The sequence below is a fragment of the Sphingobacterium siyangense genome (genome assembly GCF_007830445.1).
GTDB lineage: Bacteria > Bacteroidota > Bacteroidia > Sphingobacteriales > Sphingobacteriaceae > Sphingobacterium > Sphingobacterium siyangense.
In genome coordinates this window covers 23,688-37,905 of the sequence record NZ_VLKR01000049.1, presented here as the reverse complement: position 1 = coordinate 37,905, position 14,218 = coordinate 23,688, and the positions used below count along the sequence as shown (strand labels likewise).

General features: G+C 37.5%; 13 protein-coding genes and 1 pseudogene. 7 read left to right on the top strand and 7 right to left on the bottom strand.

The window, feature by feature from the left end; translation table 11 throughout:
- The coding region (locus tag IQ31_RS25795; RefSeq protein ID WP_158638977.1) for an ATP-binding protein at positions 1 to 262 on the top strand (262 nt) is incomplete at its 5' end.
- On the opposite strand, the gene IQ31_RS25790 is transcribed toward IQ31_RS25795, so the two are convergent.
- Positions 241 to 1,140 carry a hypothetical protein gene (locus tag IQ31_RS25790; protein ID WP_145331094.1) on the bottom strand — a complete coding sequence of 300 codons (900 nt, stop codon included), beginning with the start codon at positions 1,138 to 1,140 and terminating at the stop codon, positions 241 to 243. The genes IQ31_RS25795 and IQ31_RS25790 overlap by 22 nt on opposite strands.
- A 533-nt stretch (positions 1,141 to 1,673) precedes the next feature.
- On the opposite strand from IQ31_RS25790, the gene IQ31_RS25785 reads away from it, so the two are divergent.
- On the top strand, positions 1,674 to 1,907 hold the full coding sequence (locus IQ31_RS25785) for a hypothetical protein (protein ID WP_088162460.1): 234 nt from the start codon (positions 1,674 to 1,676) through the stop codon (positions 1,905 to 1,907).
- Here the strand turns inward: IQ31_RS25785 and IQ31_RS28340 are convergent.
- The 6 genes and pseudogenes from IQ31_RS28340 to IQ31_RS28335 all read right to left on the bottom strand — a co-directional run bounded on the left by IQ31_RS28340 (position 1,805) and on the right by IQ31_RS28335 (position 4,906).
- A pseudogene (locus tag IQ31_RS28340) lies at positions 1,805 to 2,446 on the bottom strand (DUF7003 family protein). The gene IQ31_RS25785 and the pseudogene IQ31_RS28340 sit on opposite strands and share 103 nt — an antisense overlap.
- A 63-nt stretch (positions 2,447 to 2,509) precedes the next feature.
- Positions 2,510 to 3,172: a hypothetical protein gene (locus tag IQ31_RS25775; protein WP_198385967.1), complete on the bottom strand. Its 663-nt coding sequence runs from the start codon at positions 3,170 to 3,172 to the stop codon at positions 2,510 to 2,512.
- A 33-nt stretch (positions 3,173 to 3,205) separates the two neighbouring features.
- Positions 3,206 to 3,598 carry a carboxypeptidase regulatory-like domain-containing protein gene (locus tag IQ31_RS25770; protein ID WP_088162458.1) on the bottom strand — a complete coding sequence of 131 codons (393 nt, stop codon included), beginning with the start codon at positions 3,596 to 3,598 and terminating at the stop codon, positions 3,206 to 3,208.
- Positions 3,599 to 3,648: 50 nt separating this feature from the next.
- Positions 3,649 to 3,894: a hypothetical protein gene (locus IQ31_RS25765; RefSeq protein ID WP_088162457.1), complete on the bottom strand. Its 246-nt coding sequence runs from the start codon at positions 3,892 to 3,894 to the stop codon at positions 3,649 to 3,651.
- A gap of 315 nt (positions 3,895 to 4,209) precedes the next feature.
- Positions 4,210 to 4,533, bottom strand: coding sequence for an SH3 domain-containing protein (locus IQ31_RS25760; protein WP_088162456.1), 324 nt, complete (start codon positions 4,531 to 4,533; stop codon positions 4,210 to 4,212).
- On the bottom strand, positions 4,523 to 4,906 hold the full coding sequence (locus IQ31_RS28335; protein ID WP_088162455.1) for a DUF2929 family protein: 384 nt from the start codon (positions 4,904 to 4,906) through the stop codon (positions 4,523 to 4,525). Before IQ31_RS28335 ends, IQ31_RS25760 begins: the two co-directional genes overlap by 11 nt.
- 472 nt (positions 4,907 to 5,378) lie before the next feature.
- Here IQ31_RS28335 and IQ31_RS25750 point away from each other — a divergent pair, with 472 nt between their 5' ends.
- From IQ31_RS25750 to IQ31_RS25730, 5 genes are all read left to right on the top strand, one after another.
- Entirely contained in the window at positions 5,379 to 5,915 is a 537-nt protein-coding gene (locus IQ31_RS25750) for an RNA polymerase sigma-70 factor (protein WP_070566790.1), read from the top strand.
- Between the two features lie 379 nt (positions 5,916 to 6,294).
- Positions 6,295 to 6,969, top strand: a complete 675-nt coding sequence (locus IQ31_RS25745; protein ID WP_158638976.1) for a FecR family protein — start codon at positions 6,295 to 6,297, stop codon at positions 6,967 to 6,969.
- An 85-nt stretch (positions 6,970 to 7,054) separates the two neighbouring features.
- Positions 7,055 to 10,561 carry a TonB-dependent receptor gene (locus IQ31_RS25740; RefSeq protein WP_145331090.1) on the top strand — a complete coding sequence of 1,169 codons (3,507 nt, stop codon included), beginning with the start codon at positions 7,055 to 7,057 and terminating at the stop codon, positions 10,559 to 10,561.
- A 10-nt stretch (positions 10,562 to 10,571) separates the two neighbouring features.
- Entirely contained in the window at positions 10,572 to 12,563 is a 1,992-nt protein-coding gene (locus IQ31_RS25735; RefSeq protein ID WP_075993653.1) for a RagB/SusD family nutrient uptake outer membrane protein, read from the top strand.
- Positions 12,564 to 12,648: 85 nt separating this feature from the next.
- Positions 12,649 to 14,151 carry an alpha-L-fucosidase gene (locus IQ31_RS25730; protein ID WP_145331088.1) on the top strand — a complete coding sequence of 501 codons (1,503 nt, stop codon included), beginning with the start codon at positions 12,649 to 12,651 and terminating at the stop codon, positions 14,149 to 14,151.
- Positions 14,152 to 14,218 lie beyond the last annotated feature (67 nt).

Here is a 14,218-nt window from a genome sequence, read left to right as displayed (position 1 = left end):
CGAAAACGGTTCAATGATCATTACCACAAATAGGAACTTTGAAGACTGGGGGACACTTTTCGGGGACAAAGTAATCGCATCGGCGATAATAGACCGCATAGTGCACCATGCCACAATCGTCAAACTAAATGGAAACAGTTACCGTATAAAGAACCTCCTGGAACTGAACGGAATGTTTGAAGACGACCCTAAGGAAAAATCAAAAAGGGGAAGACCCAAAAAGTCAGAAGATCAAGAAAATTATGAAAATAATAATGAATAGAATAATGGTTTTTTTTGTGAAATTAGTGGGGGCATTCTGATGCGAACTAGTGGAGGCATTCTAATGCGAAGTGACAATATAGTTGTAAACTCCGAAGGAAGCTGCTGTTGTTGCAGGGCGAGCACATCTAAGGCTTTATCTAAGGCATTAGCCCCCATAAGTGATTCGGCATACTGTAATGTAATCCCGCCGTAGTATGGCAACCCGTCCTTATTGCTAGTGCTTTCAGCCGAATTCTTACGCACTGTAAGGTCTGTGTAAACAGGTTCGAGCATCGCTTGGACAAAGACAAATTCACCCTGCTTATTTAGTTCTCTCCCAACCATAAAATTGGATTCCACATAGTTTTTTCGAGGTTTTAATGCATTCATATATTGGGTTACTTTAGCCAGATTTTTTTCTCGGGCATATTGCAGGGCAATAGCACCCGTGGCATAGCCGTACACGCCATTGCTCTTTTCCTCGTAATTCCCTTCTGGATATTGTTGCAACAGTTGCTTATACTGATCTTCTGCCTGCTGGGCTGTGAGGTCGGTATTTTGAAATAATGCCCCAAAGGCCGTATTGCGGACGGTGATTCCTTTGGGAAATTTTTTGTTTATACCTTTTTTTATGGTTTCGGCCATATCCGTCTGCTCTAAACCTTCATAGAGCTGGGCGGAAAGCAACTGATCTTCCTCTTTTTTGGATTTTGAAAGAAATAAGGCTTCCTTCAAAATATTGTTTTTTGCCGCGTCGGTATTTTGCTGAAATAAGCCATTCAGATGCTTAAACAGTTCTTCCCGAGTGATTCCCTTCGTGGCAGCGAGTTGTCCAAAGACGGTCTGGCTTCCCAAAAGCAAAATAGGAAGCACGAATTTTATTGATTTCAATTGCATGTTTTGTGTTAAAATTAAGTTTACATTCTGCTATAGTATTTTAAATGGATTAGGTGCTGGAATGTCCCGAAAAAAATGAAAATATATTAACGCTGGCTCAGCAATTTGCTGATAGTTTTGGAAAACTAGAAAGATAGGATTGAATAGTACTGTAATTTTCATTGAATATCCCCATAGTGTCCCGAATAGTGCTTTAAATTTAATATCCTGATCAGTTAACTTTAATACAATGTTTTTCATATGCTATTTCAGTTCAAATCGCTCTGGACAAGCGGTGAAATAGTTTTCATTGAATGATATTATTTGGAAGAGCATCTCTGGAGCAATCTGGGTGTGCTTATTTTCGTATAAGTAGATCGCCTTGTGAATGGGAGTTAAACTTGAGTTCAGTCCGGGGAAAAGATATATCCAGTGGAATTCCATATTATTTTATAATAAAAACTATAATTACGTTGAGGAATCATTGAATTAGCTTTATCTGAATGATATCTTTTTTATAAAAAAGCAGTTGTAGGATAATTCTGAAAACAGGTATGAAGGAAATAATTCTAGTTGATGAAACCAAATGGCATCTCGAGGTTGACTATGCCACAGATGATCGGAGAAAAATTGCACTTTACAAAAAATGGTTACAGTTCGACAACGGCAGATTGGTTTATGATCACTACAAAGTTCCACCCTCAGGCCAATATTTCCAGTGTGTGTTTGGTGCAACAGTAGGCTTATATAGTGCTTTATTGCCAGTCGCAAGTGCTTCTGCAATCTGAATAAATGTTTCCATTTCACTCGGTAGTTGGTTATCCGCTAAATCAGGATGAAGCCATTCATTCAGCTCTAAGAATATCGGTAAATCTGATGGAATGCTCAGCGATATTTCGGTATTGGTTAGCCAAATATGATCCTAATATTCAGGCACTAAGCTTCTCATTAAATCCCAAGGGGCAATTTTATTCGGGTATTCAAGATCAATTTGTTTCTGTTTAAAAAAGTCGGAATTCGTATTTAACACAATAATTTGATCTCTAATTTTTATGGTTTTAACATTACTATCCAAATATGGAATATAATTTTCGTCGTCATAAAGAAATGACTCCGTATCAGAATCACTTACGAAACAATTGAAACTGACATCATCATATCCGTTAAGTAGGCAATTGCCATAGGCAGAGACAAGTGTTGTAAAACCATTGACATCATAATCGTGATTGTTAAACGCAAAAATTTCAATTAATATTGCCCATCGACTTTCATCTCGAAAAATTACCATTTTTTGATCTCCATGATAGTAATAGCCGTTATCCAACATTGGAAAGGTATAATTTTTAGCCTCTTGGTCAAGTTGACTCAGTATTCCTTCTCTTGATATCATTTATTTAAATTTCTTTAATTCTTCCAGCAATTTATTCTGTTTGGAAATGAAAGTATTTAGGCTATCTATTTTTAGAGGATGCGCATTTTGATATTTTTCAATTTCAGGTAGTGTTTTTCTGATTTTAAAAGCAGTATAGGTGCTAACGAGCGTTTCATTATTTTTAGTTATTTGACTGATATGATCTGTTATATCTTTTACTTTAAGATCGTATCGATCAGCACTGGCGGTAATTTCTTTTTCTACCTGTTGTTTTACAAATGAATCTGTAATGGCTTTCGTTTGTTCATTGGCATCCTGATAATAAGAATTATTGGTGTTGAGCACAATGTTATATACAACTAAAACTTTTTCTGTTTCCTCTAATGTCTTCACAATCCTGGAATTGAGAGCTGTAAGGTTTTTATCATCTTTTATCAATTCGGAATAGATATTGTCTACAGTTATATTATTTCCACGATAACTCTTAAAAGAACCTGAAGCAGCCGACTCAGCATTGTCCACTGCATTTTCTACAAGGGGTGAGTTCTGTTGCTTATTTTCTTGGCAGGAAAGTATAGACAGAACCAGCGTGGAAGCAAAAAGAATATTTTTCATAATTGTTTTGCTAAACGGTATAATATTATAGCCATCATATATGTCTCCATAATTAAATATAAACATTTAACTTCCATATTTCCAATGATCTTTGACTTGTCAAGTGTCTAGCTCTGTTGCAGAGTAATCATAGTTGAAAAGTCTTGCTTTAATCTTAGTGTTATTGACAAAAATACCAAAGTCAACATTTGCTTTAGTGAGAAAACCAGCACTATTTCCATCAATTTCGATACTTCCAAATTTTGAGAGTTTTGCCAGTTTTGTATTGAATGATCCATCATTGTCGGAAGATAGTTTTTTAAGCGTATTTCCTTCAGAATCTAAAAATCGTATCTCGGCATTGGGTACTTTTCTTTTTGTCTTAGCTTCAGTGACAACGCCTGAAATCGTTACCGAGTCTTGCGAATCGTTTTCGTCTAAATAGCCTGAAGCTCCGTACCCGCCCAATACTTTATTGTTTTCTGTCTGATGACAGAACAGGATGAGAAACAAAAGATCAAAAAAAAACTAAAATTTTAATAGCCCAGATCAAATTATAACACCTATTTATGTTTGCTATTTGCTTTTTCAACTTCTTTCCTTAGCTTTTTCCGGTCCTTTTTAGGCCCTGTTTCATTAATATAAACAGGTTGCCTAGGTAATTTTATATCCAAATAATGATCTTTAAAATTTGCATCAATTCGCACATCATCGATTGTCAGATTCGATCCAAATTTTTCTTTAATAACTTTACCCAAAAAACCATCTGATGAAATTTTATTTACAAATTCACCTTTTTTGTCGGTCATAAGGGAAGTTATGGTACCCTTTCCATTTTGAAGAAAAAAAACTCTTGCGTCAGACAATATTTCGTTATTGTAACATAATCTTACTTTTCCATGTATCAATGGTGCAACCTCGCTTTCTCCTTTGTCTTGCTGATTAAAACTACTGCAATTGTTTCGATCTATTTCAGGAAAGTCATCAAGATTCTTTTGTGTTGAGCAGCTTAATAGTGTTGAAAATAAAAAGAGTTTAGGGAAGATTACAATATCCCTGCACCCATTCTATAAAACGAATATGGTTAAACCGTGGCAATATTATTGATATGCACCAAATGAAATTTAGAGTTCAGTATCAGAGAAAATCTCTAATCCTTTTTTAGGGATATAGCTACCCTTTAAATTATTATATTCTTCTGCGAAAATAATCCGATAAAAATCTTGATTAGCATTTCTTACAGTTAGTTTCACTCCACTGTGAAGCGTGTCGATGATATGACTGTTTATTTTTGGCCTTTTATACACGGGTATTGTTGAAATTACTTCGGCATTGGGACTGTAATTATCCTTTAAATATTTACTATCTCTTACGGCGAGTAAATACATCCAATAGGTAAAGAGGATGGATCCGGTAATAAAAATAATGGATCGCATATTAATTTTCATAGACTACAATCTTCATTGATAACTTAGTTTTTAGCGATCTATACTTCATTTGATGAAATCCCAAACTCAGGAAATAAGCTGTAAAAGCTAATACAACCCGTGCTGAAATGCCGTCACCTTGGAGCTGCCTCCCAATATAGTAGGCCATCGCTCCGTATAAAAAGGAATAGAATACAGTTACTAAATATCGCGTAAATTTCCATCTTAGAAAAAGGAATAAAAAGAGGAATGCAAGAGCGGGAATGCTAACTATTTCAATCCAGATGAAGTTGTTTTGTATGTACAGAAAAAAATGGAATATAATAGAAGTAATAATGGCTTCAATGAAAACTATATTAATCACTGCTTCTCTGACAAAATGGATTTTGTTCATATATGGTACCGAGTTGAGGGATGTTAAAATATGCTGAAATAGGTTTATCCTCTAAATTAAGAATTAATGTGGATTTTTTTGTTTAAACAATTGATATTCTTACAGTCAACCAAGTTTGTGTTCCTACGATATCATGGGCTTTATTTTATAATGTAGAGACAAAATATATCGCTGCTGGGGAGTACAGCTACTCTAGCGTGTCGATTGATCCCCAACTTTGCTGCTTCTCATCCAGTTTTAGATCCTTCAATGAAATAAACATATAACTATACCAAGGTGATACTATGATTTCGAGGCCAAAGCAAAATTTAGACTAATTTTTTATTTAAAAATTTTATAGATCATTTTATACATTTGTAAAAAAATGTTAATATTGTACTTATGTAATACATAATATTGTTGGCATTTTTCATAATCTAACCAATTAGTCTTAAACATCTGCTAACCATTGAAGAACAATTTAATTACCGATATGGAATCGAATCAAGTGGAAAGTCAAATAGAGCACAAAATTTTGCGCTGTCTAAAAGACGGAGATATGCAAGCATTTTCCTTAGTATATAATTTTTACTGGGATGGCCTCTATACCTTTGCTTTACGATTGATGAAGGAAGAATCACTAGCACAAGATGTTTTACATGATGTCTTTACTGAGTTGTGGGCCCGTCATAAAAGATTAAACATCCAATCATCGTTAAAAGATTATTTATTCATTTGTACAAAAAACAGATGTTTTAAACTGCTGGGGAAATTACGTAGGTTAAATGAATTAGAGGAACACCTGTTGTTAGACATAGCTGTTGAGCATGATGAGCTTTCATATAAAGAACTCTCTGATCAGCTTGATGGATTATTAGCGAGACTTCCTACCAAAACAAGAGCAATATTTATCATGAGTCGCGAAGATGATTTATCCTACAAACAAATCGCCAAAAAAATGAACCTTAGTATCAAATCTGTAGAATATCATATATCAAAAGTCTTGAATAAATTACGAAAAGCCTTATAATTATATTCACCTTTTCGTTATTTTGTCATATTAACAAATTAAAATCTTTCAAATTCATCCGTATTATAAGCATATGCCCCTAAACGATAGAGAAGATATAAAAAAACAGACTTTTGATCGTATTCTAACAACGATTAGTAGAAAGAAACGTAAAAAGCGTTTGTTGAACGGGGCTATCCTATTTTTTGTTTTATCTATTTGTTCTACTAGCTTATATATTTTTTATCCTCGCTCCATTAATATCTCCCCCCCAAAATCTGAGCACATTTATGCGGATATTACAGCTGGAGACATCACAATTTCAGGATCAAGGCCCATGTCCCTTGCTGAATGGGAGAATAATAAAAACAAACCTTTCAAAGTCAGTAAAAAGAAAGATATGTTGATTATTGAACAGACAGAATCATCAACCTCCGAATTTGATGATGTTGTTCTGCGCGTTGGGGTTGGTGGATTGTATAAGGTTTTGTTAAAAGATGGAACTATAGTATTTCTTAATTCTAATTCTGAGCTGAGTTACAAAGGCGATTTTTTAAAAAATCGGATTTTAACTTTAAAAGGAGAAGCCTTTTTTGAGGTTGCTAAGAGACAGCAGGCTGATATTAAACAGGAGTTTATTGTTCTGACAGATAAACAGCGGATAGCTGTTTTAGGTACAAAGTTTAATGTTTTGTCTCGTGAAGGAGCCGAGCAGACTGTATTAACAGAAGGAAGTATAGCTTTAAAAAGTATTAAATCAGGAAAAAACAAGTTGCTTGTTCCTGGAGAGATGGCCATGCTGGATGATCAAGGATCTATTGATAAAACAATTGCTATAACCGAAGATTATACGTCGTGGAAAGATGGTAATTTGTATTATGAAAATAAAAGCTTGCGCTATATTCTCTCAGATCTTTCTAATATCTATCCAATTCATTTTGATCCCAATAAAGTTCCTAATCGAAATTTTACACTTTTTCTTAAAAGAGATCGCTCGTTTTCTGAGATTTTGGATCTCATAAAAAGATCAGGCAATTTGAACATCACGTTAAAAGGTCATGAATTAATTTTTTAAAAAAATTTTTTAGGGTAATCGCGTTTGGGAGACTCTTTATTGTAAGAATGGGAATAATGCCCCTTTTACAATAAAGCCTAAAAATATGAATAAAAAATTTCACCTGAGAAAAAACAAATTTTGGTTTGTTCGGGACCAATCTGCTTTAACTTTTCTAAAGCGATCGTCAAGAATAGGTACTATCCTTGGTTTAATAGCTCTCCAAAGCCTTCCCTTAGCCAAGGCACAAGAATTAAACCTCAATCTAAAAAATGCAACCTTATCAGAGGTCCTAAAAGAGATACGTAAACAAACGGGATATCAGATTATTTATGATTCGGATATTTTGCAAAACAAAAAATTAATCTCTTATTCTGGTTCCAAATTGGATTTGAGGTTAGTGTTGAAAAAAGCGCTCACGGAGCAGGATCTAGATTTTGTGATTGAAGGTAAAACTATTATTGTTAAACCACAGGAAAGGAATAGTTTCAAAAATATCCCAAATCAAAAATTAGAAAAGATAGAGATTAAAGGTACAGTTTTGAATGCATCGGGAAAACCAATTGCGGGTGTGACTGTGACAGAAAGAGGTACCTCAAATACTGTATTGACAGCAGAAGACGGAACATTTACTTTAAAAGTAGCAAATGAAAAATCTATTTTGGATTTTTCCTATGTGGGGTATGCTTCTTTAAGTGAAAATGCGAGTCGCAGTCCAATGCTGTTGACAATGGCCAATCAAGATAGGGCCTTGGAAGAAGTCGTCGTAGTGGGGTACGGAACACAAAAGAAGGCAAATTTGACCGGTGCGGTTTCTTCTCTTGACGGTAAAGAGTTAGAATCAAGACCTGTGCAGAATGTTGGACAGGCCCTTCAGGGCATGATCCCTGGACTGAATTTACAGACAACTGGATTGGGCGGCGAGCTAAATCAAAATTTAAGTGTCAATATCCGTGGTGCAGGAACGATAGGCGTAGGGTCGAGTTCATCAGTTTTGGTTTTAATTGATGGGATGGAAGGTAATATGAATGCGCTGAATCCTCAGGATATTGAAAATATCACCGTACTTAAAGATGCAGCAGCTTCGGCTATTTACGGGTCCAGAGCACCTTTCGGAGTAATCCTCATTACGACAAAATCTGGGAAATCGGGGAAGATAACTGCAAATTATAACAATAATATCAGACTGGGCAAGCCAAGAGGACTACCCACGATGTTAGATTCCAAAACATTTGCTTATTATTTCAATGAAGTCGCAGCAAACGATGGTGAGGGAGCAAAATTTTCGCAGGAGGTATTGGAACGAATTGATGCTTATCAGAAAGGCGAAATTGAAACGACGACTACCCCAAATGCTAGTGACAGATTTCAATACTATACAGGATCTAATGGGAATACAAACTGGTTTAAGGAGTTTTATCGGAACTTTACAACTTCCCATGAACACACACTCAGTTTGAATGGGGGGACTGAAAAACTGAATTTTTATAGTTCTGCAAATTACATGGATCAAAACGGTTTGAACAGATTTGCCAATGATAATTTTCAACGATACTCGATAGCTACGAAAATCAATGCAAAGATTAGCGATAAGTTAGACTTGATGTACAATACGCGTTTTGTACGTGAAGACTACGAAAAAGCAAGCCATATGAATGATTTATATTATCATAATATAGCTAGAAGATGGCCTACGATACCTTTGTACGATCCAAATGGAAATTATTCCGAACCAAGTGAAATCTTGCAGCTGCAGCAGGGGGGGCGTTCAAAATTTCAGAAAGATTTTCTCTATCAACAGCTGCAATTGCATTATCAGCCAATCAAAAACTTGAATGTAACAGGAAATGTCAATTATCGCATTACGAGTCAAAATGATCATGCTGAAATTTTGAGAGCTTATTCAAATGATGTAAAAGGAAATCCATTTCCCGTTGCGGTAGGATACAATGCGGCAGGATATACCAATGTGTCGGAATACAATCGAAAAGATGAATATTTCAGTACAAATTTCTTTTCAGATTATTCCTTTGACATCAACGGTGATCACCATTTCAAAATTTTGGCTGGTTTCAATTCAGAGCTCAATAAGTATAGAGATCTTAATGGAAGCATGAGCGATCTAATCACAGATAATATACCGACATTGAATACTGCGACCACTAATCCAAGAGCTTCTGGGGGCTACCAACATTGGGCTACCGCTGGTTTTTTTGGACGTTTAAACTATAACTACAAAGATAAATATCTTTTTGAAGCGAATGGGCGATACGATGGCTCTTCACGTTTTCCAAGAGACTTGCGCTGGAATCTCTTTCCCTCCGTTTCCGTTGGATGGAACATAGCGAATGAATCATTTTGGCCTATCAAGGAGCATGTTTCCATGTTTAAGTTGCGTGGTTCCTATGGCGAGCTGGGAAACCAATATACGGACAATTGGTATCCTTTTTATGCAACAATGCCAGTGAGTATAGCTAATGGTACCTGGCTTTTGAATGGACAAAAAACAAATACAGCCAGTGCACCTGGGCTTATTGCCTCTACATTGACCTGGGAGCGTGTATCAAGCTGGAATGTGGGGCTTGATTTGCGGGCACTTTCCAATCGTTTAGGTTTATCTCTTGAAGTCTATCGTCGGAATACATTCGATATGATAGGACCAGCACCAGAACTTCCTGTTATTTTGGGCACGGCTGTACCGCGTTTAAACAATGCCGAGATGAATTCCAAAGGCTTCGAAATTGAGGTAAACTGGAAAGATCATATCGGTAAACTGAATTATAGCGCACGAGCTGTACTTTCCGACGACCGTCAGACAGTAACCAAATATCCTAATCCTACTGGTACGTTGAGTACTTGGTATGATGGCCGGAAGAATGGGGAGATCTGGGGATATCAAACTTTAGGAATAGCACAGAGCGCGGAAGAAATGGCTGCACATCTCGCTAATGCCAAACAGTCTTTCGGGACAAACTGGCAAGCTGGCGACATCATGTATGCTGATCTCAACGGAGACGGTCAGGTTAATAATGGAGCCAATACGTTGGCTAACCCAGGGGATCTGGCAATTATAGGAAATTCGGCCCCACGCTATCGTTACAGTTTTGATTTAAATTTCAATTATAGCGGGTTCGATTTAGGGATTTTCTTGCAAGGTGTTGGAAAACGCGATTATATGCCCAATGGCCCATATTTTTGGGGAGCGAATGGCGGGATGTGGCAATCTGCTGGATTTGTTGAGAATATGGACTTCTACCGTGATGAGAATTCCACTATGGTACAAAATGGTATATTAGGTGTTAATAAAGATTCCTATTTACCAAGACCTTATTTTAATACCTCAAAAAATCAGCAAACGCAAACGAGATATTTGCAAAGCGCCGCTTATTTACGTTTAAAGAATGCTCAGTTTGGATATACGTTTTCTCCACAGCTATTGACCAAAATAGGATTTTCCAAAATTCGAATTTATGCATCAGGTGAAAATTTGTTGACTTTTACCAAAATGGCCAAGGTTTTTGATCCGGAAACCGTTGGACTTGGAGGGTGGAACGATGGAAAAACATATCCATTTTCGACGACTTATTCTTTTGGACTTAACTTGAATTTTTAAACAGATAGATATGAAAAGAACATATTATTTCTCCACAATTTCTTGGTTGCTATCAATGACCGTGTTGTTCACTTTGCACTCCTGCAATAAGTATTTGGATAGAGAACCCTTATCCAATGTAACACCACAAGAATATTTAAATACAGAAGCGGACTTAGCTGCATATACTGTTGGACGTTATGCCTTTCCATCCCATTCTGGCTGGGGGCTTGGAACATTTGCCAACGATAACGGTACTGATAACCAGGTGACTTCAAGTTATTCGACACGCTGGGTCCCGGGAGAATGGCGTGTGCCAAGTTCCGGAGGTGAATGGGATTTTACCCAGATTAGACAGTTGAACTATTTTCTTGAACAAGTACTTCCAAAATGGAAAAATGGTAAGGTAACAGGAAATTCCGCAAATATAACCCATTATGTGGGAGAAGCTTATTTTTTGAGAGCGTATGAATATTTTACTAAGGTACAGGCGCTAGGTGATTTTCCGATCATCAGAAATACACTGAAAGATAATATGGAAGAGCTGACCGCTGCTTCTGTTCGACAACCTAGGAATGTGGTGGTTAGATTTATTCTTTCTGATTTGGATTCGGCGATTACACTGCTGAACGATGTTGCTCCGGACGGGAAAAACCGTATTTCAAAAAAGGCTGCTTTACTTTTTAAATCTCGTGTAGGATTATTTGAAGGCTCTTGGCTAAAATACCATAAAGGAACTGCTTTCGTCCCTGGTGGTACTGGCTGGCCGGGTGCAAAATCGCATCCAAATTTTTCGATCAATATCGATAATGAGATCAATTATTTCTTAGAACAGTCGATGACAGCCGCCGCTCAGGTAGCCGATGCAGTCGAACTTGTTGGAAATACAAAGGATGATGGTTATAATTCATCTTCAAATCCCTATTTTAAAATGTTTGGTGATGAAAATCTAAACGGTTACAGTGAAGTCCTTTTATGGCGGAGTTATTCAATGCCTTTAGGAATTACGCATGCTGTAAATCACTACATGAACCGTAATGGCGGAAATTCTGGATATTCAAGAGGTCTTGTGGAAAATTTCACCATGAAAAACGGACTGCCTATTTATGCTTCTAACGCTGGGTATGCAGGTGACGATTCCATCAGCCTCGTCAAAAAAAATCGGGATAATCGCTTACAGCTCTTTATGAAAGCACCTGGGGAATTGAGTTATACCAACCAGACTTCTTCGACAGGTGCTGTGCAGACAGAGCCGAGACCAGATATTATCGGACTAGCCGAAACAAGGTACGTGACAGGTTATGCCTTGAAAAAAGGAATGAGCTATCTTTTTGCCCAAGCTGAGGGACAGACTGGTACCACAGGCTCGATTATATTTCGCGCAGTCGAAGCGTATCTAAACTATATTGAAGCAAGTTATCTTGCAAAGGGAGTGATCGATGCAAAAGCCAATAGTTACTGGACAAAAATCAGAGAAAGAGCAGGTGTAAATACAGATTTTATGGCAACCGTAAATGCGACCGACATGCAAAAGGAAGCTCAGGGTGACTTTGCTGCATATTCAGCAGGACAATTACTATCTGACAAACTTCTTTATAATATTAGAAGGGAGCGCCGTTTGGAACTAGTTGCCGAGGGATTTAGATTTAATGATCTTAGGCGTTGGCGGGCTCTTGATCAGCTAGCAAGCAATCCATACATTATTGAAGGGATGAGGCTGTGGGGGCCTATGCAAGACTGGTACAAAGATAAAGGCGTCTCGACTTTAATCGTACCCGGCACAGCAGGAAAAACCGCAAATGTGTCTTCACCACAGGAAAGTCAATATTTAAGACCCTATCGGATTAATCTTTCGGCTAACAATCTTGTTCTAAATGGCTATAGCTGGACCAGTGCCCATTATTTGTCTCCCATAGCAATAAGTCATTTGAGCATAACTTCGACAGATGGTAGCCCAGCTGGTTCAATTATCTATCAAAACCCGAATTGGCCTTTAGTTGCCAATCAGGGGGCCAATCAATAATTGGTCGGAACGTTTACGAAAATTTTGAAGATAAGATAGTTCGGAGATTATTCCGGCTATCTTATTTTTGTCAGATAAATATCAAATGAAGAAAATTAATACAATTACATTACTGTTATTGGCAGCGGTTTTTCACGCTTCGGCTCAAAATATGATTGCATTACAACCCGGAGAATCAGAATCTGCTATTGTAACCAAAGCTGCCAACGTGATACCGACCCAAAGACAGCTTGATTGGCAAAAGCTGGAAGTGACCGGATTTCTCCATTTTGGGATCAATACCTTCACAAATAAGGAATGGGGTGAAGGGAAAGACGATCCAAAATTATTTAATCCGACGCAATTAGATGCAGAACAATGGGTTAGGACAGCAAAGGAAGGTGGAATCAAACTTTTGATTCTTACGGCGAAGCATCACGATGGCTTCTGCCTCTGGCAAACGAATACAACAGACTATTCGGTTAAAAATTCTCCTTACAAAAAGGGAAAAGGAGATATTTTTGGCGAACTTGCTGCGGCCTGTAAAAAATACGATATGAAGTTGGGGGTATATCTTTCCCCTTGGGATCGACATGAAGCTTCTTATGGGTCAGAAGCTTATAATGATTTTTTTGTTGCCCAATTGAGCGAATTACTGACCCGATATGGTCAGATTGATGAAGTTTGGTTTGATGGTGCTAACGGAGAGGGACCTAACGGTAAAAAGCAGGAATACGATTGGAATCGTTATTATCAGGTTATACGTGAAAAACAACCTGAGGCCGTTATCGCAGTTATGGGACCCGATGTAAGATGGGTCGGTACAGAAACGGGGTATGGACGGGACACAGAATGGTCAGTTGTACCGGCTAGTAATCTAGCACAAAATCAGATAGCTGCAGGATCGCAACAACAGATGAATATCAAACCGGCCGGAGATATGCGTCATAAAGATCTTGGGAGCCGAGAAAGGATCAAAGAAGCAAAAGGGCTGGTATGGTACCCAGCGGAAACTGATGTTTCTATACGCCCGGGATGGTTCTATCACGAGGAAGAGGATAACAAAGTCAAAAGCCCGGGTAAGTTGATGGATATTTATTTTAATTCGGTGGGGAAAAATGGTGTCTTGTTGCTTAATATTCCACCAACAGCTGCAGGCTTGATTCATTCGGTAGATGCTGCAAATTTAAAAAAGTGGAATGACTGGCGCACAGCATTGTTTTCGAAAAATCTTTTAAGCAAAGCTAAACTCCATACTGCAGGCCTCGTTTTAAAAAAATGGAAAAAAATGCCATTTTGGACGACGAAAGATGAAAAAATCAGCATAGCAACTTTTGAATATACCCTACCTAAAGCAACCGCGTTCAACGTTCTTTCCTTACAGGAAACCATCGCTTTAGGGCAACGTGTCGAGCGATTTAATTTGGAGATCTGGCAAGATGGAGTCTGGAGAGAAGTGTCGAAAGGAACTACTATCGGTAACAAACGTTTATTGACTTTTCCGACAGTTAGTGCCCAGAGATTAAGAATCAACATTTTACAATCTCGCCTAAACCCACAAATAGAACAGCTGGGACTCTATTTCAATGAAAGAGGAGCATTTGAATAGCACATCATGATTTCAGCTTTAATTCCAATCACAAAAGATCTGAATAATTTTATTATGTTATACATAA